The sequence below is a fragment of the Hungatella sp. SL.1.14 genome (assembly GCF_024460495.1).
Classification (GTDB): Bacteria; Bacillota; Clostridia; order Lachnospirales; family Lachnospiraceae; genus Hungatella; species Hungatella hathewayi.
This window is the reverse complement of record NZ_JANFYJ010000019.1, coordinates 49,091-72,536: the sequence shown is the minus strand read 5'-3', so window position 1 is coordinate 72,536 and position 23,446 is coordinate 49,091. Positions and strand designations below refer to the sequence as shown.

Below are 23,446 nucleotides of genomic sequence, written 5' to 3'. Positions count from 1 at the left end.
TTAAGCCGTATCTCATAAAAATTTTCCGTAGACAGCCATTCTCCTTCATTCGCTCCGCCTCCTGCTCATACGGAATCTTTAAGGGCGGAGCCCCCTGGTAAAGGAAAAAACGCCGGACAGTGTGCCACGCCGGACGGCGCAGGGAAATCATTCTCACATGACTTCCCTGCGCCGTATACGCGGTTCCAGCGGCTTCCTGATCCGGCCGCCGGTCTCTCACTTATTTAAAATACTTCACACCGGATTCAAAAATCTTCATATCCTGCTCCCCGTAAATATTCATGGCAACCGCCTCGCCCCGTCTCTCGGAGTGGGCCATCTTACCAAGAATCCTGCCATCCGGACTTGTTATGCCCTCGATCGCCATGTAGGAACCGTTCGGGTTCCAGAATTCATCCATAGTCGGATTTCCGTTCTCATCCACATACTGAGTGGCCACCTGGCCGTTCTGAAACAGCTTTTTAATCCAATCTTCATTCGCCACGAAACGTCCCTCGCCGTGAGAAGCCGGATTGCAGTATACGCCGCCCAGTTCGGCTTCCTGCAGCCATGGAGACTTATTTGTCACCACTTTTGTATAAACCATCTTGGAAATATGGCGTCCGATGGTGTTCATTGCCAGAGTCGGAGAATCCTTTCTCTGTGCCGTGATGGTTCCTTCCGGTACCAGTCCCAGCTTAATCAGCGCCTGGAAGCCATTGCAGATGCCCAGCATCAGACCGTCGCGCTCATTTAACAGCTTTTCGATCTCCTCCCTGATTACCGCGTTCCGGAATACGGTTGCGAAGAATTTCGCGGACCCCTCCGGCTCGTCGCCTGCGGAGAAGCCGCCCGGGAACATGACGATCTGGGCTTTTGCGATCTCTTCTCTGTACTCTTCCACAGACTCCCTGATATCGTCAGCGTTCCTGTTCTTAAATACCTTTGTTACCACATTTGCACCGGCCCGCTCAAATGCCTTCCGGCTGTCGTACTCGCAGTTGGTACCCGGGAATACCGGAATAAATACGTTCGGTTTTGCAGTCTTATGTCTGCAGACATAAATCTCCTTTGTATCGAAGAGTCCTTCCGTCACAGGTGTATTTACAACGCCGGATCTGGTCGGGAACACACTCTCCAGGGTCTCTGTCCATGCATTCAGCGCCTCGTCCATGGTGATAGCCGCACTGCCGTATTCCAGCACTCCGCGGTCCGTCACCTCGCCGATTACCGTGTAAGAGATGGACAGTTCGCCCACCTTTCCATCCGGAACTTCGCAGACAATATCGCCCCATCCTGCTGCAAAGAAGTCTCTCGGATCCACATTGTGCTCGATCTTAACGCCCAGCTTATTGCCGAACGCCATCTTTGCCACGGATTCAGCCAGTCCATGGCCTTCCACCGCATAAGCGGAAATGACTCTGCCAGCCGTAATCTCGTTATAAAGCTTCTCATACCCATCCATGAGCTGTTCATAGACCGGTAAATCGTACGAATCCTTCTCAATACGGAATACCACAATCTTGCTTCCGGCCTTCTTAAACTCCGGAGTAATAATGTGCTTCTGATCTGCGGTATCCACCGCAAAGGAAACCAGTGTCGGCGGAACGTCGATCTCGTTAAAGGTTCCGGACATGCTGTCCTTTCCTCCGATGGAAGGCAGTCCAAAGCCCAGCTGGGCCTCGTAGGCCCCCAGCAGTGCGGAGAACGGCTGGCTCCAGCGGGAGGCCTCCTCCGTCATCCGGCGGAAATACTCCTGGAACGTAAAACGGATCTTTTTATAATCGCCTCCTGCTGCCACGATCTTGGCCACAGAAGATACAACTGCGTATACAGCGCCGTGATACGGGCTCCAGCTGGATAAATACGGATCAAAGCCGTAGCTCATCATCGTCACCGTATCCGTCTTTCCGGAAAGCACCGGCAGTTTTGCCACCATGGACTGGGTCTCTGTCAGCTGATACTTACCGCCGTAAGGCATGAATACGCTGCCCGCGCCGATGGAACCGTCGAACATCTCTACCAGACCCTTCTGAGAGCAGACATTTAAATCGGAAAGTACGTTCATCCACTCGTTCCGGACATCGGGAATTTCCTTCTTATCAAACGCACTGCCTTCCTTATTCGGGACCTCCACAACGACGGAAGCCTCCTGATGAGCTCCGTTCGTATCCAGGAACGCACGGCTGATATCCACGATATTTCTGCCTCTCCAGTTCATCACCAGACGCGGCTCCTCAGTCACCACGGCAACCTCGACGGCCTCTAAGTTTTCTTCCGCCGCATAGGCTAAAAACTGTTTCACGTCCTTTGGATCGATCACGACAGCCATACGCTCCTGGCTCTCGGAGATGGCGATCTCCGTTCCATCCAGACCGGCATATTTCTTCGGAACCTTGTCCAGATCAATCTTCAGACCGTCAGCCAGCTCACCGATGGCAACGGATACGCCGCCTGCGCCGAAATCGTTGCACTTCTTAATGATGCTGCTGACCTCCGCCCGGCGGAACAGTCTCTGGATCTTACGCTCAGTAGGCGCATTTCCCTTCTGTACCTCGGCTCCGCAGGTCTCGATGGAAGACTCTGTATGTACTTTGGAGGAACCGGTAGCGCCGCCGCAGCCGTCACGTCCGGTACGTCCGCCCAGCAGAATGATGATATCACCCGGATCGGAGGTCTCACGGATTACATTTTTACGCGGAGCCGCCCCCATGACGGCGCCGATCTCCATACGTTTTGCAACGTAGTTGGGATGGTAAATCTCCTTCACATATCCGGTGGCAAGACCGATCTGGTTGCCATAGGAACTGTATCCGCTGGCTGCACCGGTCACGATCTTTCTCTGAGGAAGCTTTCCCTTTAAAGTCTCGTTTAACGGCTTCGTCGGATCGGCTGCGCCGGTCACACGCATGGCCTGATATACATAGGTACGTCCGGACAGCGGATCACGGATGGCTCCGCCAAGACAGGTGGCAGCGCCGCCGAAGGGCTCGATCTCCGTCGGATGGTTGTGAGTCTCATTCTTGAAATTGACGAGCCACTCCTCTTCTTTTCCGTCGATTTCCACCGGTACCACGATACTGCAGGCATTAATCTCGTCAGATACCTCTAAGTCTTCCAGTTTTCCTTCCATGCGCAGCTTCTTCATGGCCATCAGTGCCAGATCCATCAGGCAGACGAATTTGCCGCTCTTGCCCTTTAACACGACTTCACGGTCGGATAAATATTTATGATACGTATGTTCCATGGGAGCCCGGTAATCACCTTCTGTAAAGGTTACATCCTTCAGTTCCGTCTGGAATGTAGTATGGCGGCAGTGATCGGACCAGTACGTATCCAGAACGCGGATCTCCGTCATGGACGGGTCTCTCTTCTCCTCGTCCCTGAAGTAATTCTGAATATGCTTAAAATCCTTAAATGTCATGGCAAGGTTCAGGGAATCGTAAACTTCCTTTAACGCATCTTCTCCGAAGGTCTGGAACCCGTCGAATATGATAACGTCGGCCGGTGTCTCGAATACGGTTAAAAGCGTCTCCGGCTTCGTCTCATCCGTCTCTCTGGAATCCACAGGATTGATGCAGAACGACTTGATATCCGCGGCTTCCGCCTCTGTCAGAGTTCCGGAAATCACATACGTAGTGGCCGATTTAATCACCGGCTCCTCATCTTCCTTCAAAAGCTTCACACACTGCTCTGCAGAATCGGCCCGCTGGTCAAACTGGCCCGGCAGATACTCAACAGCAAACACCACATCGGCTTCGTTTCTCGGAAACGTCTCCTCATAGACCTCGTCCACAGGCGGCTCGGAAAAAATCGTCGCAAGCGCGGTACGGTATGTCTCATCAGATAAATTCTCTATATCATAACGGATCAGAACGCGCACGTCCGTCACGGTATCAATTCCGAGATAACTGGCAATCTCCTCCTTCAGCTCATGGGCCTTTACGGCAAAGGCCGGTTTCTTCTCTACATATACTCTTCTTACGCTCATAATTTCCTCCTTGGAAAGAATCTGCTTCTCATTAATACAATAATACCACAAGATATATCAATTAGAAAAATTAATATATCTTATGGTATTAATTAATGTTTCTTATATTTATGAAATTTCATAAAAATGCTATAAAAAGAAAGAAATCAGCCAGGAGACCGCCCACTGAAGAACCAGACTGACAGCCCACAGAATGATTACCCCTATGACACTGGTACCTCCCGCCTTCTGCAGAGCTTCTGTGCGGGCGGTCTTCTCCGAGGCGCGCCTTGCGCGGCATCCCTCTTTGTCCAGAATGGCGCTTATATGGCGGCAGTAGAGCCGGTCTCCCAGCAGACCGAACACAACCATGGACAGAACGAACAGGCCTGCCGCTGTGCCCATGAACACCAGCGCATTGTCCGCAGACAGAACCGTGCTCTCCAGGACGGATAATACCACCGTATAGACCACATTAAAGCCCATAATGGCCGCTGCCGCCTTCCACATCTTCCGGTAGGCAAACCATAACGCGGTAAACAGCGCCGCACACCAGTTAAAGCTGTAACCTTTCTCATGAATCCGTTGGAACTTTCTCAGATAGACATCACTCTTTTTTCCGACACTCATCATAATATCTGAGATGAGATACTCACCGATCCTCATATCGGCCATGCGTTCCCCCTTCACTTTTCGCGTTCCCCTCTCCTTAAAACCGCAGCATCGCGCAAACGGCTTTTTTCGTAATCCGTTCTATTATACCACGCTTTTCCCAAAATGGTTTACTTTTTTCTTTCACTTCTTTTCTACATCTGTGTAATAGAGATGTCTTGGCAGTCCATCCACCATGATCGGCGTCAGTTCTGCCTGAATGAGCGGTTTGATGTAGCTTACAAACTCCTCTGTGACATAGTCGCCCGCCTCATTGATCCACTCCCGCGGCACCTTCTTTTCCACGTTTGCCACCTTATGGACATCGTAGATATCCGTCACACAGATATACGGGTCGTCGGAGACGCGCTTTAAGATGATCATTTTGCCTGTCTCCCCTTCAAATGCAGCCTTCACAGCAGCCCCGCCTACCTGAAACGCCTCGGTGATGTCAACACGGGAAACAATATGGGAAGCGCTGCGCTGCAGAGAGTTAAACTCGATGGCTCTCGTCTTGCATCCGACTTCCCGCGAAATCTTCTCGGCCAGATACCTGGCTGTCCCGGTAAGCTGTTTGTGTCCAAAGGCGTCCACATAGTCAATGCTGTCAGTCAGCTCACAGACATAACGGCCATCCGCCATCTTGACGCCCTCGGATATCGCAACCACCACAGATTTTTTCCGCTTATGGAGGTCTTCTACTTTTTTCATAAACGTATCCACATCGAAGGGAATCTCAGGAAGGAAGATCATGTCCGGCCCTTCACAGTCCTCACACTTGGCCAGGGCGGCCGCTCCCGTAAGCCAGCCGGCATTGCGGCCCATGATTTCTAAAAGTGTCACATTCTGCTGGTCGTACACCAGACCGTCACGGATCACTTCCTTTGTGATGGAACCTATGTATTTTGCCGCGCTGCCATATCCCGGCGTATGGTCCGTCGCGGCCAGATCATTGTCAATGGTTTTCGGCACGCCCATGAACCGGATTTTGCTGCCGTTTAAGATGGAGTAATCGGAAAGTTTTTTTATCGTATCCATGGAGTCATTGCCGCCGATATAGAAGAAGTATTCCACCTCCAGTTTCTCCAGAATGGAAAATATCTTTTTATAGATCTCCTGGTCTTCACAGATCTCCGGCAGCTTGTAGCGGCAGGAGCCCAAATAAGCGGAAGGGGTTCTCTTTAACAGTTCGATATCCAGATCATTGTTTATGTGTTCCGACAGGTCCACATACCGTTCTTCCAGCAGTCCCTGAATGCCGTGCAGCATGCCGAAAACGCGTTTCGCACCTCTGTCCTTTGCCGTCTTATAGACGCCTGCAAGACTGGAATTAATGACCGCCGTGGGGCCGCCTGACTGGCCGACTATTACATTTCCTCTTACTTCTTTCATCTCCACATTCCTCCATGACCATGATTATTCTTATTTTTGTAAGTACTTACAATTCTTACGTTCCTATCATAATATAGAGAAATTATAAAAGTCAACTGTAGATATTTTATTCACAAATTTTCATTGTTTTACAATGGGTACATGCCTTTTTCCTCAAAAAAAGCAGGGCGTTTTATGCGCTCTGCTCTTCCACTGCAGTCACATTCGACTCCAGCATTTCTTTCAATTCTTCCATCCCGATTCCCTGTTCCGTAAGCAAACCGCGGATCGTCTTGAACTCTTCCAGTTCAATCTGTTCGTTTAATGTTTTTTCCTTCTCTTTTAAGGTGACGAGACAGTTCTCATACTGCCTGATGCTCTCCCTAACCTCATTTAACTGATCCTGCAACTTCTCCACCGGTGATTTTCTTACGCCTCTTGCCATATTGAAAATGCTCCTTTTCCTTTATGATATAGGTTGTATCATTCTTTTTTAGTATATGTTAAAAAGTGGGAAGTTATTCCATAATCAGTAAATTAGCTTCTTTGTCAGCCTCATTGATGCAGATGCGCGGTGTCATTCACCTCCAGCAGCATATAATCCTGAGTAACCGGATTATAGTTCACAGTGGTAATGCTGGCATTGTCAACAATAATCTCCGATTCCTCCGGATGATTTCTCATTAAGTAAGCGACAATATAAGCCATGGTCGCGCCGTGGGACACAACCGCAATATCTTCCCGGCCATTCGTCATACCCATGACCGTCTCAATCGCGCCTGCCACCCGTTCCATGACCATCATCTGGGTTTCTCCGCCGGGCGGCGCCACCTCCACCGGATTGATGGACCACCGCTCATACTCGTTTGGATACTGTTCCTTTATCTCAGCCCACGTCATGCCTTCCCACTTGCCGAATTCCACTTCGATGAGCCCCGGAACCAGATAGATATCCACATGCTGGCGGTCGCCGATCATCCGCGCCGTCTCCACCGCCCGCATGAGTGTGCTGGAGAATATCTTTGTCACCGGTCTGCTGTCCATCCCTTCCGCCACAAGCTTCGCCTGGGCTCTCCCCGTGTCGTTTAAGGGAATATCATGGCTGCCCTGAATCTTTCCCTGGATATTCCAGTCCGTCTGTCCGTGGCGTATCAGATATAATTTCATTCTTCTCCGTCCTCCGCCCCGGTAATCTCAATACCTTCCACATCCGCCAAGTCTTCCAGATCTGCGTTTTCCGCATTCATGCTCATGGCGTCCATCGCCATCTTCATGATGTCCTTCACTTCACCTGCCGTCATTTTCATCTTATCTGCCAGTTCTTCCACCGTGGCCTCACGTCCCAGTTCCTTCGCAAGCATCTGGGACACAGTCTGCAGGACATTGACTCTGGCCGCCAGTTCTTCTCCCGTCTGTTTCGCGGACTGCTGTTCCTCCACCGCCAGGTCAAGGGCAGCCTTCATCCGTGCCGCTAAAAAGCCCTCGAAATCGCCGTCTCCCACGTCGGTCAAGAATTCCGTCACCGCCATGGTAAGCGCCATATTGGCCTCAGCAACCAGATCCGTTAACAGGACGCCTTTGCCGTCATACTCTTTCGCACACTTTAATGCAGCTTCCAAATTGCCTTCGATCAGACGCTTCTTCGCCCCTTCATTACCGGCTGCAGCATCGTTTAACAGCTGCGTGTTCTCCTCCTGTGTACAGGGTGTGATTGCTTTCATCTCTTCCAGGTACATCTGGTAAAAATCATCATGCATAACTCTTACACTCCTTCCGGCCGTTAACTGTTACTGTTCCCAGCCCCATGGGCCCCTGCCTCCCGGTCAGCCCCATGAGCCGGCTGGGGCTGACCGGGAGGCAGAGGCCTATGGGGCTGGGAACAGTAACAGTTAACTTACCATAATCTGGTATTTTTGTCAATTTCCTTTACAAATCCATCGCATTCGTGATAGAATGTCCTTAGATTTATAAGGAGGACTAATAATGGATATCAATTACGAATTGTATAAAGTCTTTTACCATGTTGCTGCCACGCTGAGCTTCTCCGAAGCGTCGAAACAGCTGTTTATTTCACAGTCGGCGGTCAGCCAGTCCATCAAAGTGCTGGAGAAAAAGCTGAATCAGACGCTCTTCATCCGGAGCACGAAAAAAGTCCAACTTACCCCGGAAGGCGAGATTCTCCTAAAGCACGTGGAACCCGCCATCAATTTGATTCAAAAAGGGGAAAATCAGCTTCTGGAGGCCAATACCTTAAACGGCGGACAACTGCGCATCGGCGCCAGTGACACCATCTGCCGTTATTATCTCATTCCATACTTAAACCGTTTCCATAAGGCATACCCCAACGTTCATATCAAGGTCACCAACCAGACCTCCATCGAGTGCGCCCATTTACTGGAAAACGGACAGGTTGATTTCATCATCACCAACTATCCCAACTCCGGCCTCTCCAATTCGCAGAACGTCCGGGTGATCAACGAATTTCACGATGTCTTCGTCGCCAATCAGGAGTATTTCCCGCTGAAGGGCGAGGCAGTCAGCCTGCAGAAGCTCCAGACATACCCGATCCTGATGCTGGACAGGAAGAGCACCACCAGCGAATTCCTGCACCATATGTTCCAGCGGGAACAGCTGGATCTCGTTCCGGAAATCGAGTTGAGCAGCAATGATTTACTGATCGATCTGGCGCGAATCGGTCTGGGAATCGCCTTTGTTCCCGATTTCTGTATTCCGGATAATGACAAAGACTTATTCATCGTCAGGCTAACAGAAAAGATGCCTGCGCGCCAGATGATCGTAGCCTATAATGAAAGCCTTCCCGTTTCCCAGGCTTCCAAACAGTTTATGGACATGATGTGAGAGCCGGCGCTGACAGGATTTTCCCGTCAGCGCCGATTGTATACCATCAGAGAATTCCCCCACATCTCGTCCCGGTAAGAAAACTCTTCCGGTCTGTACTCCTCTTCCCGGAACCCCGCCTTTTCATAGCAGCGCTTCGCACCCGGATTACAGTCGAATACCTTCAGCGTAATCCGCTTCATCCCCAGGAAATCCACGGCATACGCTGCCGCCATAGCCACCATCTGCTGTCCCACTCCGCGGCCTCTTACCTCCGGTGCCAGGACAATGTATCCCATATGCACGCTGTCCGCCTCGTAATCCGCCGCCGCCATTTTAAAGCTTCCAACCGGTTTTCCCGATTCATCCAGAGCCGTAAATCCCCAGGCCCTGGAATCCTGATCCAGTTCAGCGTAATAGGCATCCATCTGCCCATCCGTCAACGGAAAGGTAAAACCATCGCGGCACCACATACGCATCTGTCTCTCATCGGAAAACCATTTCATCAATTCTCTTCCGTCTTCCCTCTTACAGGGCCGAAGTCTCAATTTTATCATTGTTCTGTCTCTCCCTTTCTCCCCAGAATTCCGTTACGATCCCGGACACGCTGTTTAAATTCACAGAATAGTAGCCATCCCATTCCCTGGGAAACAGCGCCTGATAGTCCGGTTTTAAAAATCTGTCATCGAGCAGAGCGATTACGCCTTCATCCGCCACCGTCCGGATCACGCGGCCGGCCGCCTGCATCACCTTGTTCATGCCGGGATACTGATACGCGTAGTCAAATCCCTTCTGCTCCTTCTCATCGAAATATCCCTTCAGGATCTCCTGCTCCGTGCACACCATGGGGAGTCCCGTCCCTACAATGATCGCTCCGATCAGCCGCCCTTCCTTTAGATCAATCCCCTCTGAGAATACGCCTCCCATGACACACAGGCCTACAAAGGAATCTTCCCTGTTCTCTTTAAACTCCTCCAGAAAAATCTCCCGCTCCTGTTCCGTCATGTGAGCCGACTGGGCGAGCCATGCAAATTCCTGCTGTGCCTCCATACCGGAAAGCAGCTGTTCCACCTCCCTCATATACTGGTACGACGGCAGAAACACCATATAGTTTCCCGCACGGGCAAAGACAATCCTTCTGATATACTCCACGATCTTCTTAAATTCCCGCTCATTTCTCCTGGTGTAGCGGCTGCTGACATCGTTTGCCACCAGCAGCAGCCGTTTCTCCCGGTCAAAAGGGGACTCCGCGTACACAGCGTATTCCTCCTGACTGCCGCTTAACAGTTCCTTGTAATACTGGACCGGCAGCAGGGTCGCAGAGAAAAACACGGTACTGTTGCCTTTATCCAGGCATTCTTTTAAATTCTTTGCCGGATTCATATTAAACAGCCGGAGCATAAAGCGTCCATCCGATAAGAATTCTGTATAAATCCGGTAATTTTCATCTACCCGGTCATAGATATTCAACAGATCCCTCAGTGCAAAGTAAAAATCAAGCACCAGATCGCGGTCCTCAAATTCCGGAAAGCTGTCCATGAATTTCTCCATCTCCCCAAACAGCGACATAATGGCGGTCATAAACAGCTTGATATCCGTCAGAATCGTATAACCCTCGCATTCCCGCTTCATCTCCAGCAGCTGCTTATTGCACCGGTCCAGGAGCCCGGCCAGCTTCTGGTCCTTTGGTTTCACAATCTTTTTAATAAGAAGGAAGTCCTCCTTATACACCACGGCGCTGTACATCTCCCTGGCTCTGGGCACGAGATTATGCGCCTCGTCCACAAGGAACAGGTACTCCCCCGCTATTCCCTCGGAAAAATACCGTTTCAACCTGATATTGGGATCGAATACATAATTGTAGTCGCAGATGATACCGTCCACCCAGTTGCTGATGTCGAGACAGAATTCAAACGGACACACCTGGTGTCTCCTGGCATACTCCAAAACAGTCTCCCTGGTAATCCCCGTCTCCTGGTGGATCACATCGAAGACGGCATCTCCCACCCGGTCGAAATGGCCTTTGGCGTAGGGGCAGGCATCCGGATTACACTCCGGCTTCTCCAGAAAACAGAGCTTCTCCTTCGCCGTAATCGTGACAGTGCTGAAATAAAGGCCGCCCTTTCTCAGGATCTCATACGTCTCCTCCGCCACAGCGCGCGTGATGGTCTTCGCCGTTAAATAAAACAGCTTGTCTCCATGACCTTCTCCAATGGCCTTTAGCGCCGGATAGACGGTTGACAGCGTCTTACCGATTCCGGTGGGTGCCTGAATGAACAGATTCTTCCGGCGTGCAATGCTCCGGTAGACGGATACGGCCAGTTCCTTCTGTCCCTTCCGATAGGGATAGGGAAATTCCAGATCCCTGATGGACTCGTCCCGCCGAAGACCGTGGTGGTACAAATAGTCGGCCCATTTCACATACTCATGAATCAGTCCCCCAAACCAGGCTTTCAGCTCCTCAAAGCTTTTTTCCACCTGAAAGCGCTTGATCTCTTCCGTTTCAATATTGCAGTAGGTCAGCTGCATCACGGCTCCGCCCAGCTGATGGTCGCAGCAGTAAAAATAGCCATAACACATGGCCTGAGCCATGTGCACCTCGATGGGCTCATTCAGATAATAAAGATCCATATAGACGCCCTTGATCTCATCGATGGTCACGCCTGAAGGCTTCTCGATAATGCCGTCGGCACGCCCCTCCACCAGAATCTCAAACTGGTTTTCCTCCACCAGATGCTTAAGCACAACCTCCGCATGGTAATCCGCCCCCATGCGCCGCTGAATCTTCCGGTGTATCCGGCTGCCCTCCTGCATGGCCGTCTTCTCTGCACCTGCGGTGCGCCTGTTGTCCAGGTCACCGGAACGCATCACGAATTCCACCAGATTGCGGACCGATATTTTAATGATTTTCTTTTCCCCGTCAGCCATTCCGGTTCCTCCTTTCCAGGACTGAGTATCTTTATCTAAAGCAAAAAGGGAACTGTGTCCTATGGATCACAATTCCCTTTTCTGTCGCCTGATGAGTGTCCTGCTGCTTAAGCCGCATGAATCCTGCTCGGTGCTTTTTCCATTAAGTATGTCTCAAATTCTTCATTCTCACCGTTGAACTCCACGGTAAGGGGCCTGGTTAAATCAAGGCTCAACACACCTAATATAGACTTTGCGTCAATGGTCACTCTATTGTAATATACGTCTATATCGAAATCACATTTTGTAGCAGCAGCAACAAACTCTTTCGCTTCGGCAACGCCTGGTAACATAATCTTATACTGTTTCATAATCATGACTCCTTCTCAAAAAAAAACAGTTAAAAAGTTGTTGAAATATTTATATCACTTCTGACGCAATTTGTCAAATTACGTTTCATGAAGCGAAATGTCACCATTTCTTGTGTATTTTGCATTGTTTGAAGGAGGTATGAGAGTTGCCGCTATGCACATTTGCAATCACCAAATACTATTGTCGGGAATGGTTCTCATTTATAACTTTGTTCATCATCTATTTTTATAAAATACGTCTTATATTTTCATCTAAAACGACCAGAAGGGCCGTTCTTTACCGCACATCTGTCCGCATTGCGAGGACATCCATATACAGCAGGGGATTCACAGGAACAAATCACACGTCGAGTTCAGCCGGATGACATCTTAAAAAGCCCACGGATGGTGATCCGGCAGACATTCATCACAGAGCAGCTCGCCATCGACCGTCGCTCCGTTTGACAACCCTCTGATCGGATCAGGTTTCTCCCGGTCAGTGGTCCATCCATGACACCTCGCGCACTGGCCGCAGTTCATCGTCAGCGGATCCAGATAAAGCGTGCTGGTTGACTGCCATTCCGCTTTATGCTGTTCATCCAGCACAATCTCCTGCTCCGGCAGCTTCCCCCACGCAAGCTTCCAGAACTTCTCCTTTCCCTTGTGATCGCTGATCTCTTCTTCATCCACTTCAACCAGATAACTGATTCTGTAAAGTATTGCTTTTTTCATATTGGCACCTCATCATAAAGCGGTTTTCGTCTCGAACGTATATTCTTTTTACGATCATAACACATCCGGTATTCAAAAGAAAGAGCTGCCGGTACAACTTCTGCGGCGGCTTATTTTTTGACGCAGCAATGCAGTTCCATCATACAAAGAAAAGCCGGAACTCCTCAATAACCAAGGATTTTCCGGCTTTTTCTGATCCGTTGACTCTTTTTTCGAGCAGGGGAAGAGGGGCTCGAACCCCCATTTACGGTTTTGGAGACCGTTGCTCTACCATTGAACTATTCCCCTATGGCTTGTTTCGTTCATGTTTCATCTGAACACTATGAGAGTATAGCATACCTCTTTTTAAATTGCAAGAGTTTTTTATAAAAAATACAAAAATTCGAAAGTTTATCCAGAAACCGGGGAATTACCTGCCGGTAATCCCCCGTGTTAAGATAGAATCTCAACGCCTATCTGTCCAATTGAAACCTGGAGACATAGTCCTTCAGCAGCTGGGCCTGGCTCGACAATTCTTCACTGGCCGCCGCACTCTCCTCCGCGGTCGCCGAATTGGTCTGCACTACAGAAGCAATCTGAGTGATGTTTCTGGTAATCTCGGTAATAGAACGGGACTGTTCCTCCGATGCCTTCGATATCCGGTCAACGGTATCGGTCATCTTCACAGATTCCTGAGCCACCACTTCCAGCGCCTGGGCCGCTGTGTCAACAATTCCGGCTCCGTGCTTCACAGACCGGACAGACTTTTCAATCAGTTCTGCCGTATTCTTTGACGCCTCAGCGCTTTTTCCCGCCAGACTGCGTATTTCCTCCGCTACCACGGCAAAGCCCCTTCCTGCGTCACCGGCCCTTGCCGCCTCCACAGCCGCGTTCAGCGCCAGCAAATTCGTCTGAAACGCGATATCCTCAATCACCCGTATGATCTCCCCGATCTCGCCGGAATTCATTCTGATATCATCCATGGCTTCTTTCAGCTTCTGCATCTGGCGGTTCTGTTCCAGAATCTCGCTGCCCAGTTCCTTTGACTTATCACTGGCCGTCTTCGCATTGCCGGCGTTATGGTCCACCTGATTAGAAACCTCCTGGATAACTGCAGCCAGATTCTCAATGGCCCCCGCCTGTTCTGCGGCTCCCTGAGAAAGAGACTGGGCTCCAAAGGAAAGCTGTGCCGCCCCTTCCGATACCTGATCCGCACTCTCGTATATCCGCCCCAGCGTATCATTCAGAGATCTCACGATCTCCTCCAGGGCATCCTTAATCTTCCCGAATTCCCCGTCGTAAACGCCGTCTACCGTCAATCTTAAATTACCATCGGAGAGCTCCGCCAGAACATCCGTCGCATGAGAGATCATCTCCCGGAGAGACTGAATGGTCCCTTTCACGCTGTCAGCCAGCAGACCAATCTCATCATCGCTGTCAATCTCCAGATTCACACTGAAATCACCTTTGGAAAAGCCTTCCACATTCACTGCAATATCGGAAAGGGGAGACAGAAGTTTTCTCACCAGCCTGATCACGATGATAATAACCGTGATCAGAATAAGAAGCGAAATCACCACCATCACTGCAATCAGCTGATTCCTGGGTGCATTGATCTCCTCCACCGGAATGCTTCCGACCGTAGCCCAGCCTGTCGCCTCGCTCTTCGCAAAGATAGAATAATACTTCTTTCCCTCATAACTGTAGGTCATGGAACCGGTATATTGATTCCGAATGCCCTCCAGATATTCCCGGCCTAAGTTCTCTACTTCTTCCACCTTTTTGTTGATCAGACTGGCATCAAAGCTGTATACCAGAGACTCATCCCCGGTAACCAGTTCCAGCGTACCGCCTTCTCCGATCCTGATGTCCTGGAGCAGTTGTGAAAAATGATCCTGGAACACATCAAATCCAACGTATCCCGTAATATTGCTGCCATCCAGAGAGAGCACCGGGGCAACGATGGAGATGACCATTTTCCCGGTAACCGGGTCAGAAAACGGATCCGTGACGACCGGCCCCATCGTCTCCCGGACTCGTTCGTCCCAGTCGATATCTGCCAGGTTGGCAGCCCATGCCTCTCCGGTCTGCATCAGATACGTGTCATTGCCTATACCAGCCAGCCATACGGCCTGAACGCCATCGGAAACCATGGTGTCATAGGCCCGTTTCAGCAGCGTGACCGCCGCCTCTTTCCCCGGCGCACCGGCAATCTGCTCTGCGGTCGGCGCCTCTTCCAGCAGCTGGCAGAGTTCTTTATTGTAGCTTAAAATTCCCACGGCACTTTTCTTGCCGTTAAAAAACTCATCTACGGTGTCCACCGCGTTCTTCGTCTGTCCCTCTGTCACCTGATAGCTCAGGTTTGTAACCGCCAGCGCGGCGATATAGCAGGTAACAAAAATCAGGACAGACAGCGCCGGAAACAGAATCTCAATCAGCCGCCGGTTGATCTTTCCGGATACGGTTGCCCGTTTTTCTCCCCGCCCCGTCTGTTCCGGCATGTGATGCTTTGCTTTTTCAACATTTTCGATCATTTTGCCCCTCCTTACTCACCATTATAATACTGAAAGGCATAACGGGCAAACGATTTATTAAATATTCCGGCCATATGCCGGAGGCCGTTCTGTCCTCCCCATTTCCCTTATCTGTACAGTTCCTCCCGACGCTCATCAAAGTGCTGATAAATCTGATCTCTCATAACGGTTATGGCCCTTCAGCCCTTTTTTATATTTCCAGCACCGAATCGCCTCTTCCAGGGAACGGCCCTCATTGTCCGCAAAGAAATCCCGAATATACGTGTTATACTCAAACTGCCGGTCAATCACTGTCTTTCCCCTTTTCTTCTCCTCCAGAATCCGGCCGTAAGCATCGATGGCCTCCCTGTAGGTTTTTCCGGTGTTGCTTTTCAGCCATTTTTGAAAGGCCACGTTAAAGGAAAATCCCGTGCCGATGGCTTCCCGGAAAAAGGCTCTGTGCTTTTCACTGCACACAAAATCCGGTTCTATCTTCATATCCTCGCTGATCCCCCCCACCTCCGGCCGGTTCTTTGTCTTTGCAGAAACCGGAAGAACGTTTCCCGTATCGAGGAAACAGGCGATCCGCTCCGTAATCTCGAGCTTTCCGCCGGAGACAGGCAGCCCGTTTTCCCGGCAGAATGCCGTCAGCTCTTCTTTCAGATAATAGTAGCTTCGGAAAGTCTCCCCGTCCAGCGATCTGTCCAGTCTGGGTCTCTCGCTCATTGATCTTCTCCTCCCTTTTTCTCATGGGCAAATTCCAGCTTTTCCACCTGGTATGTTCCGCCTTCCAGGGTCATTACCGCCATGGTGATGGGCTGGTGAAACCGCCTCGGCCCACAGCTTCCCGGATTCAGCCAGAGCGTTCCGTCGATCATCCGCTCGTCGTATCGGTGGGAATGGCCGTACAGAACCACATCGGCGTCTGATACGGCTTCAGGGGAAGCTTCCTTTTTATTGTGTATCATGTAAAATGACACGCCCTCCAGAGAAAAGCTCAATTCCTCCGGCATGCCCTCTGCCCACTCCTTATCGTTATTCCCACGTACCACATGGAGCGGCGCCAGATCTTCCAGTTCCTTTATAATGGTTTCTCTGTTTATGTCGCCGCCGTGAAGAATCACATCACACGTCCTTAAAACTTCCTTCACCTCTGACCGCAAGAGTCCATGGGTATCAGACAGAATTCCAACTCTCATACCAGCGTTCCTTTCTTTCCGCAATATGGTTATGGCGGGTCCCCTGCAATGGCGGATTCCCATGCAATGGCCGTTTTCCCTGCAATAACAGGCTTCACTGCGGGGAGTGACCTTACAGCAGTGAAATCGCCTCGCGGATATTCTCCACTCCGACCAGACGGATTCCCTCCATCTTTCTCATCTTATCCAGCGAGGTCTTCGGAAGTATACACGTCTCGAATCCCAGCTTTTTGGCCTCGTTCACCCGCTGTTCTGCCATGGGAACCGCGCGCACCTCTCCGGCCAGGCCGACTTCACCGAAGATAATCGTTCTCGGATTGACAGGCCTGTCCTTTAGACTGGAGATCACCGCCATAACGATAGCCAGATCCAGCGCCGGTTCATTCATCCGCAGGCCGCCTGCGATATTCACATAGGCGTCATACCGGGAAAGCTCATAATGGCACCGTTTCTCCAGCACCGCCATCAGCACGTTCACCCGGTTATAATCCGTACCCGCAGCCGTCCTCCTTGGCATACCGAACAGCGTAGGCGTGATGAGTGCCTGCACCTCTAAAAGCACCGGCCTCGTCCCCTCTAAGGAACAGGCCACCACGGCTCCTGACGCATCCTCCGGACGGCCGCTCAGCATGTATTCTGACGGGTTCTTCACTTCTTCCAGTCCGCTTTCCCTCATCTCAAAAACGCCGATCTCGTTGGTCGAGCCGAACCGGTTCTTTACCCCGCGGATAATCCGGTAGGAGGCACTTCTGTCCCCCTCGAAATAGAGCACCGTGTCCACCATATGTTCCAGCACTCTCGGGCCGGCCACCACGCCTTCCTTCGTCACATGGCCCACGATGAAAATGGCAATTCCCACTCCTTTTGCGATCTGAAGCAGGAGATTCGTAGATTCCCGCACCTGTCCCACACTGCCGGGCGCCGAAGTCACCTCCTCGCGGAACATGGTCTGAATGGAGTCGATAATCACCACATCCGGCTTCTCCCCGGAGATGGCGCCCTCGATCGTATCGAGATTTGTCTCACAGAGAAATTTTAACTCTCCTGCCACAGTCCCAATCCGGTTGGCCCTCAGCTTAATCTGTTTTAACGATTCCTCACCCGAAATATAGAGCACCTTCTGCCCCGATGCAGCCAGATTCCTGCACACCTGCAAAAGCAGTGTGGACTTTCCGATTCCGGGGTCTCCTCCCACCAGGACGAGAGACCCCCGCACCACACCGCCGCCCAGCACCCGGTCCAGTTCTTCATATCCGGTCTGCATACGGTCCTGTTCATCCAGCGATATCTCCGATAAATAGGAAGGCCTGATCTTTGACAAGCCGCCCTCCCCCACGCCGCCGAGTCCGTTCCCGGAGGCGCTTCCAAGGCCCCTCCGCGCCGCAGGTTCCTTTTTCGCCGTCAGTTCTTCCACAAAGGTGTTCCACTGCCGGCATCCGGGACACTGTCCCAGCCATTTCGGCGATTCGTATCCGCATTCTCTGCAGAAAAATGATGTCGCTTTCGCTTTTGCCATGCTGCTCCTTTCCTACGAAAAAAGAGGCTGGTAAACCGCCAGCCTCTTTCTGCCATTCTGATTTTATCTTCTTACGACTTTCACAGACACAGGTTCTTCCTCGTTCAGTTCCACACTGACAGACAGCTTACCGCTCATGTTGGTCATCATGCTTCCCACTGCAGCGTCGTCCACGAATACTTCGTATTCGGTATCATCCTCCAGCTGAATGGTCAGCTGCGCGTCCTTGTCTCCTTCAACGGAAAACTCCACGCCGTTGTTCGAAACGGTAAAATGCTCCACAGCAGTTCCCGGCACAGACTCATAGACGAACATGCCGTTGCGCTCCAGTTTCGTAATCTCATAAAATGTCTTCACTTTATATAAATCGCCATCGTGCTCAAAATCCTGTAATTTTGACTTTGTGCTTAATTTGTAATTACCAAAACTGATTGTTCCATCCTGCTCTGTGCGGATTAATTCTTCAATTACCGGCATCTGTACGCCCTCCTAGTATTCTTGTTTACTTATCCTTTTTGCGAAGCGCTCTGTAACGATTTCGCTTGTCATCATTATACACGAAATCAAATCAAATGGCTAGCACAACATTGTATAAATTCCTGTAAATTCTGCACCCGCTATTTACGCCAGGGGCTCGTATGCGAAGCTAGACGCAGGGTCCACTGTGCCGTCACTTCGCAGGCGGGCCCCTGACGCAAATATCAGGCGCATAATTCACAGAAACTTACATAACGTTGTACTAGTTCTTTACTAGTTCTTTATGAGCTCCGGAACAGAAAATTTTAACTCTGATTCTCCCTGGCTCACCAGAACTTCGTCCCCTTCTTTCACCGCTCCATCCAGAATTTCCTCTGCCAGCCTGTCCTCAAGACAGCTCTGAATGGTACGTCTTAACGGCCTTGCACCGTATTTTTCATCATATCCCTTGTTAATCAGGAACTCTTTTGCAGCCTCATCCACGGAGAGTGTGATGTTCATCTGTTCCTTCGTCCGCTTCATAATTTCTTTCAGCATAATGGTCACAATATCCTTCATATGCCCCTTGTTAAGCGGGTGGAAGACGATAATCTCATCGATACGGTTGATAAATTCCGGCTTGAATATATGCTTCACTTCCTCCATCACACGGTCTTTCATCACCTTGTAATCCGCTTTCTCATCGGCGACTGCTCCAAAGCCTAAGCGCTTCGGGGAAATGATGCTCTCCGCACCCGCGTTCGACGTCATGATAATAACCGTGTTCTTAAAATCAATCTTTCGTCCCTGTGCGTCTGTAATATGGCCGTCATCGAGGACCTGCAGAAGGATGTTAAATACATCCGGATGCGCCTTTTCAATCTCATCGAAGAGAATGACGGAATACGGATTTCTCCTCACCTTTTCACTGAGCTGGCCGCCCTCGTCGTAGCCCACATAGCCTGGCGGAGAGCCAATCATCTTGGAGACGCTGTGCTTCTCCATGTACTCCGACATATCGACGCGGATCAGTGCGTTCTCCGTACCAAACATGGCCTCAGCCAGCGCCTTTGACAGCTCCGTCTTTCCGACACCCGTAGGCCCCAGGAACAGGAATGAGCCGATTGGCCGCTTCGGGTCCTTTAACCCAACGCGACCGCGGCGGATCGCCTTGGCTACAGCGGTAACCGCTTCCTCCTGACCGATCACGCGCTCATGGAGAATGGACTCTAAATTCTTGAGTCTCTGGCTCTCTCCCTCCTCCAGCTTTCTCACCGGAATCTTGGTCCAGCTGGAGACAACATCGGCAATCTCGCCCTCGTCGACCACCTGTTTTCTGGTGTCTTTATCCTTCTGCCACTTCTCACGGATCTTATCAATTTTCTCTTTCTTCTTTTCCTGTTTCTTCTTGATGGCCCCGGCCTTCTCATACGCTTCATCGCGGATCGCAGCTTCCTTCTGATCCTCCAGCTTCTCGATCTCTTTCTCCAGATCCTTGATCTCAGGCGGCTCCACAAATGCGGTCAGACGAACCTTGGAAGCAGCCTCGTCGATGACATCGATGGCCTTATCCGGCATAAACCGGTCGTTGATGTATCTGGCGGAAAGCTTCACCGCGGCTGTCAGGGCTTCATCCGTGATTGTCACATGGTGGTGCGCCTCATACCTGCCTCTCAAGCCCTTTAAGATGGCTACAGCCTCCTCCTCCGACGGTTCCTCCACGGTGACCGGCTGGAAACGGCGTTCCAGGGCGGAATCCTTTTCTATATACTTGCGGTATTCTTCGATGGTCGTTGCGCCGATAAGCTGCAGTTCTCCTCTGGCCAGGGACGGTTTTAAAATGTTGGAGGCGTCAATCGCTCCCTCCGCGCCTCCCGCGCCGATGATCGTATGAATCTCATCGATGAACAGAAGCACCTCTCCATCCTCCATCACCTCAGCAATCACCTTTTTGATTCGTTCCTCAAACTCACCGCGGTATTTGGACCCGGCCACCATACCAGACAAATCCAGGGTCAGAACGCGCTTCTCCGCAATGGTTTCCGGTACATTTCCCTCAATAATCATCTGCGCCAGGCCTTCCACGACGGCGGTCTTTCCAACTCCCGGCTCACCGATCAGACACGGGTTATTCTTCGTCCTTCTGCTCAGAATCTGAATCAGACGCTTGATCTCCGTCTCACGTCCAATGACAGGATCCAGCTTGCCCTCTCTGGCAAGCGCCGTTAAATCGCGGCTGTAGCTGTCCAGTGTCGGCGTGCTTCCCTTTGTCCTGGAGCCCTTTAGAAGTTCCTCCTTGTTGGCAGGCGCGTCCTCACCCATGGCGGCCAGAACGTCGATATAAAGCTTCTGGATACTGATGCCGATGGTATTGAGCAGCCTCGATGCCACGCAGTCATTATCCCGTATGATGGAAATCAGCAGATGCTCGGTTCCGATCAGCCTTGCCTTAAAACGAACCGCCTCTTTATAGCTGTTCTCCAGCACTCTTCTGGCGCTGGGGGTATAGCCGTTCTCCTCCATGCGGACCGTCTGGTCCGGAGAGATCAGCTGGCTTACAAGGCCAATCACCTTTTCTTTCTTAACGCCGTTCTCCGAAAGGACTCTTGCGGCCACACCGCTGCCTTCCTCTAAAAGTCCAATCAGCAGATGCTCGGTTCCAACATAGCTGTGGCCCAGCTCCTCCGCTGCCTGGACAGCCAGATTAATGGACTCTCTGGCCTTGGCTGTAAATCTGTCTATCATATCAGTATGTCCTCCTTGTTATTATCTCCCGCCTATTTTGCCAAATCAGGCAGCTCTCTGCGGATAAATTCCGCCCTTGCAATATCCAGTTCTTCCTTGCTTAAGGGCCTGTCAGATATCTTCTGTAAATTTGCCGGCTGCAGTCCTAGCATAAGACGGTAAACGGAGCACGGTTCTTTCATTGCAAGCAGTCCGTCCGCCGTTCCTGCCATGACCTGGGACAAAAAGATCATTCCGTCTCTGGCCGTAAGCCTCCTGGCATATTTTAAAACACCGTAAGATTTGTATACCTCGTCTTCCCGTTCCAGGCGGCGCCGCTGGAGCGACATCTTCCTGACCGTCATCTCCTGGTTCGTCAGCTGGATGGCCGCCTTCGTAACCACATCGGCGATCTCCTTTTCGCTCTGTCCCAGCGTCTTCTGGTTCGATATCTCATAGAGGGAGCCAAAATTCTCCTCACCTTCGCCGTATACACCGCGGACCGCTGTCCCGAACCGGCTCATGTCAGCGATCAGAGCCGGAAACTTTCGGCCTGATGACAGCATGGGCAGATGTACCACCACAGACGCCCTCAGCCCGGTTCCCACATTCGTCGGAAAAGATGTCAGGTAGCCGTATCGGTCGTCAAACGCATAGGGAAACCGTTCATTGATATAATCATCCAGGGCATCTGCCCGCTCCCACAGTTCTTCCAGATGAAGTCCGGAAGAAAGCAGCTGAATCCGTATATGATCATCGCCGTTCAGCAGGATACTGGTATCCTCGTCCTCAGACAGAATGATGCCAGCCGGCGCCTTTTTTTCCACTGCGGCACGGTTTAAAATTCTCCGCTCCCGCAGGGCCGCACGGTCCAGTTCCTCCAGTTCTTCCAGCATGGCATATTCGTACTTCTTTCCTTCCACCTCTGATAAATCCTTCAGTCCGAATTCCAGGCGGCGGACCATCTCCTCACTCTCCTGAGTCCCGAGCATGGCCGGAAATTTATATTCTTCCCAGTTTCGCACCAGACGAATGCGGCTGCTGATGACACCCGGCCGGTTCTCGTCTGTCTTTTCAAACCATCTAAGCATTCGCCTCATGTCCTTTCTTTAATTCTCTGATTTTATCACGGCAGACTGCAGCGGTCTCATAGTCCTCAAACTGCAGCGCCTCTTTTAATTTCGCGTCCAGCTCCATGATTTCCTCTTCCCGTTCGCAGACGGCTTCTCCCGCCGCCTCGTCCTGTTGGCTCTTTATATCCGGAGCTTTATAAGAAATCTTCTGGTACTTCGGCTGCTTTCCCGTATGAGTGGTACTTCCCTGCAGCTGCTTTAAGCTCTCCTCCATCAGGGGACCAAACACACTGTAGCAGTCAGCACAGCCGAACTGGCTGTTTTTAATAAACTCGTCGTAGCTGGTCTTACAGGTTGGACAGACCACCTGATGCAGCTTATCCGGCACCCGGCTGGTATCCTCGATGCCGAGAAGTCCTGACAGCAGCTTGCCCAACGGAAAATCTCCGTCAAAAATAGCGGAATACGGTCCGAAATCCATCTCTTTGGCACACTGGGCACAGAAATGGTGTTCCTTTTTCACGCCATTGATTACCTCTGTATACTGGATATTCGCTTCGCGAATTCCACATCTCTCACATAACATAAGTATCCTCCATTCTTCCGGCTGTTCGTTACAGTCTGCTCCCTGCCTGAAGCTGCCAACAATAGCTACTCCTCCTTCTGGCCTCTGGAAAACAGCATGTATATCTCATCTACAAGCTGGTGCACCTCGTCACAGGTAACATTCTTGCAGATGCCACGGGCCAGCACGACGCTTAAGTCTCTCCTCATCTCGTCCAGAACGCGCATCTTATCCACATCCAGGGACACGACCGCCCCCTTGCGGCGGTCCAGTTTAACAAAGCCTTCCTGTTTTAAGACAGAGTACGCTTTATTTACCGTGTGCATATTAATTCCTATATTATCAGCCATCTGGCGCACGGAGGGCAGAGGATCCCCTTCTTTAATCGTCTCCGTGGCAATTCCAATAATGATCTGATTCCGAAGCTGGATATAAATTGCCTCATCACTGTTAAAATCGATTTGCAATATCATATTCTCACCATCTTTCGTTATATCTGTTATACACATAATAGCACACAAGAATTCTTTTTTCAATATGTAATATATTTACATCGGACATTCCCTAAAAAGAACCAAAAAAACAGCAACAGGACCGCTTCCTGTTTCAGAAGCAGTCCTGTC

20 protein-coding genes and 1 tRNA gene are annotated in these 23,446 nt (G+C 50.9%); 1 reads left to right on the top strand and 20 read right to left on the bottom strand.

Annotated features, from left to right (window positions below; genetic code table 11):
* Window positions 1–220: 220 nt before the first annotated feature.
* The 6 genes from NE473_RS19625 to NE473_RS19600 all read right to left on the bottom strand — a co-directional run bounded on the left by NE473_RS19625 (window position 221) and on the right by NE473_RS19600 (window position 7,728).
* Window positions 221–3,970 (bottom strand): phosphoribosylformylglycinamidine synthase, encoded by a 3,750-nt coding sequence (locus NE473_RS19625; RefSeq protein WP_055651401.1) that lies wholly within the window; start codon window positions 3,968–3,970, stop codon window positions 221–223.
* 129 nt (window positions 3,971–4,099) lie between these two features.
* Window positions 4,100–4,624 (bottom strand): DUF2628 domain-containing protein, encoded by a 525-nt coding sequence (locus tag NE473_RS19620; RefSeq protein WP_006772964.1) that lies wholly within the window; start codon window positions 4,622–4,624, stop codon window positions 4,100–4,102.
* A gap of 120 nt (window positions 4,625–4,744) precedes the next feature.
* The gene (locus tag NE473_RS19615; protein ID WP_138311948.1) at window positions 4,745–5,992 is read right to left on the bottom strand and encodes a 6-phosphofructokinase; all 1,248 of its coding nucleotides are present in this window, start codon (window positions 5,990–5,992) and stop codon (window positions 4,745–4,747) included.
* A 172-nt stretch (window positions 5,993–6,164) separates the two neighbouring features.
* Window positions 6,165–6,416 carry a hypothetical protein gene (locus NE473_RS19610; protein ID WP_006772966.1) on the bottom strand — a complete coding sequence of 84 codons (252 nt, stop codon included), beginning with the start codon at window positions 6,414–6,416 and terminating at the stop codon, window positions 6,165–6,167.
* Window positions 6,417–6,526: 110 nt separating this feature from the next.
* Window positions 6,527–7,138 carry a histidine phosphatase family protein gene (locus NE473_RS19605; protein WP_055651400.1) on the bottom strand — a complete coding sequence of 204 codons (612 nt, stop codon included), beginning with the start codon at window positions 7,136–7,138 and terminating at the stop codon, window positions 6,527–6,529.
* Window positions 7,135–7,728, bottom strand: a complete 594-nt coding sequence (locus tag NE473_RS19600) for a sigma-70 domain-containing protein (RefSeq protein ID WP_022030175.1) — start codon at window positions 7,726–7,728, stop codon at window positions 7,135–7,137. The genes NE473_RS19605 and NE473_RS19600 overlap by 4 nt, the downstream gene beginning before the upstream one ends.
* A 226-nt stretch (window positions 7,729–7,954) precedes the next feature.
* Here NE473_RS19600 and NE473_RS19595 point away from each other — a divergent pair, with 226 nt between their 5' ends.
* Window positions 7,955–8,830: a LysR family transcriptional regulator gene (locus NE473_RS19595; RefSeq protein ID WP_055650975.1), complete on the top strand. Its 876-nt coding sequence runs from the start codon at window positions 7,955–7,957 to the stop codon at window positions 8,828–8,830.
* Between the two features lie 26 nt (window positions 8,831–8,856).
* Here NE473_RS19595 and NE473_RS19590 read toward each other — a convergent pair whose 3' ends face one another.
* The 14 genes from NE473_RS19590 to NE473_RS19525 form a co-directional block, all read right to left on the bottom strand.
* Window positions 8,857–9,366 (bottom strand): GNAT family N-acetyltransferase, encoded by a 510-nt coding sequence (locus NE473_RS19590; protein ID WP_055650976.1) that lies wholly within the window; start codon window positions 9,364–9,366, stop codon window positions 8,857–8,859.
* On the bottom strand, window positions 9,338–11,737 hold the full coding sequence (locus tag NE473_RS19585; protein WP_055650977.1) for an ATP-dependent DNA helicase: 2,400 nt from the start codon (window positions 11,735–11,737) through the stop codon (window positions 9,338–9,340). Before NE473_RS19585 ends, NE473_RS19590 begins: the two co-directional genes overlap by 29 nt.
* 107 nt (window positions 11,738–11,844) lie before the next feature.
* A complete protein-coding gene (locus NE473_RS19580) occupies window positions 11,845–12,087 on the bottom strand; it encodes an HPr family phosphocarrier protein (RefSeq protein ID WP_022031009.1) in 243 nt (80 codons plus the stop codon).
* Window positions 12,088–12,456: 369 nt separating this feature from the next.
* Window positions 12,457–12,798 carry a hypothetical protein gene (locus NE473_RS19575; RefSeq protein ID WP_006772974.1) on the bottom strand — a complete coding sequence of 114 codons (342 nt, stop codon included), beginning with the start codon at window positions 12,796–12,798 and terminating at the stop codon, window positions 12,457–12,459.
* 217 nt (window positions 12,799–13,015) lie between these two features.
* Window positions 13,016–13,086 (bottom strand) — tRNA-Trp (locus NE473_RS19570).
* 164 nt (window positions 13,087–13,250) lie between these two features.
* Window positions 13,251–15,311 carry a methyl-accepting chemotaxis protein gene (locus NE473_RS19565; protein ID WP_081034944.1) on the bottom strand — a complete coding sequence of 687 codons (2,061 nt, stop codon included), beginning with the start codon at window positions 15,309–15,311 and terminating at the stop codon, window positions 13,251–13,253.
* Window positions 15,312–15,446: 135 nt separating this feature from the next.
* On the bottom strand, window positions 15,447–16,016 hold the full coding sequence (locus tag NE473_RS19560) for a DUF6434 domain-containing protein (RefSeq protein WP_055650978.1): 570 nt from the start codon (window positions 16,014–16,016) through the stop codon (window positions 15,447–15,449).
* The gene (locus NE473_RS19555; protein ID WP_055650979.1) at window positions 16,013–16,489 is read right to left on the bottom strand and encodes a metallophosphoesterase family protein; all 477 of its coding nucleotides are present in this window, start codon (window positions 16,487–16,489) and stop codon (window positions 16,013–16,015) included. The genes NE473_RS19560 and NE473_RS19555 overlap by 4 nt, the downstream gene beginning before the upstream one ends.
* A gap of 112 nt (window positions 16,490–16,601) precedes the next feature.
* Window positions 16,602–18,005: a DNA repair protein RadA gene (radA, locus tag NE473_RS19550; protein WP_022031013.1), complete on the bottom strand. Its 1,404-nt coding sequence runs from the start codon at window positions 18,003–18,005 to the stop codon at window positions 16,602–16,604.
* 63 nt (window positions 18,006–18,068) lie between these two features.
* Entirely contained in the window at window positions 18,069–18,482 is a 414-nt protein-coding gene (locus tag NE473_RS19545; RefSeq protein ID WP_002600463.1) for a hypothetical protein, read from the bottom strand.
* A gap of 273 nt (window positions 18,483–18,755) precedes the next feature.
* Window positions 18,756–21,206 carry an ATP-dependent Clp protease ATP-binding subunit gene (locus tag NE473_RS19540; protein WP_022031185.1) on the bottom strand — a complete coding sequence of 817 codons (2,451 nt, stop codon included), beginning with the start codon at window positions 21,204–21,206 and terminating at the stop codon, window positions 18,756–18,758.
* A 32-nt stretch (window positions 21,207–21,238) separates the two neighbouring features.
* Window positions 21,239–22,276, bottom strand: a complete 1,038-nt coding sequence (locus tag NE473_RS19535; protein ID WP_022031184.1) for an ATP--guanido phosphotransferase — start codon at window positions 22,274–22,276, stop codon at window positions 21,239–21,241.
* Window positions 22,269–22,844 carry a UvrB/UvrC motif-containing protein gene (locus tag NE473_RS19530; protein ID WP_055650980.1) on the bottom strand — a complete coding sequence of 192 codons (576 nt, stop codon included), beginning with the start codon at window positions 22,842–22,844 and terminating at the stop codon, window positions 22,269–22,271. Before NE473_RS19530 ends, NE473_RS19535 begins: the two co-directional genes overlap by 8 nt.
* 65 nt (window positions 22,845–22,909) lie before the next feature.
* Window positions 22,910–23,296, bottom strand: coding sequence for a GntR family transcriptional regulator (locus NE473_RS19525; RefSeq protein WP_039891423.1), 387 nt, complete (start codon window positions 23,294–23,296; stop codon window positions 22,910–22,912).
* Window positions 23,297–23,446 lie beyond the last annotated feature (150 nt).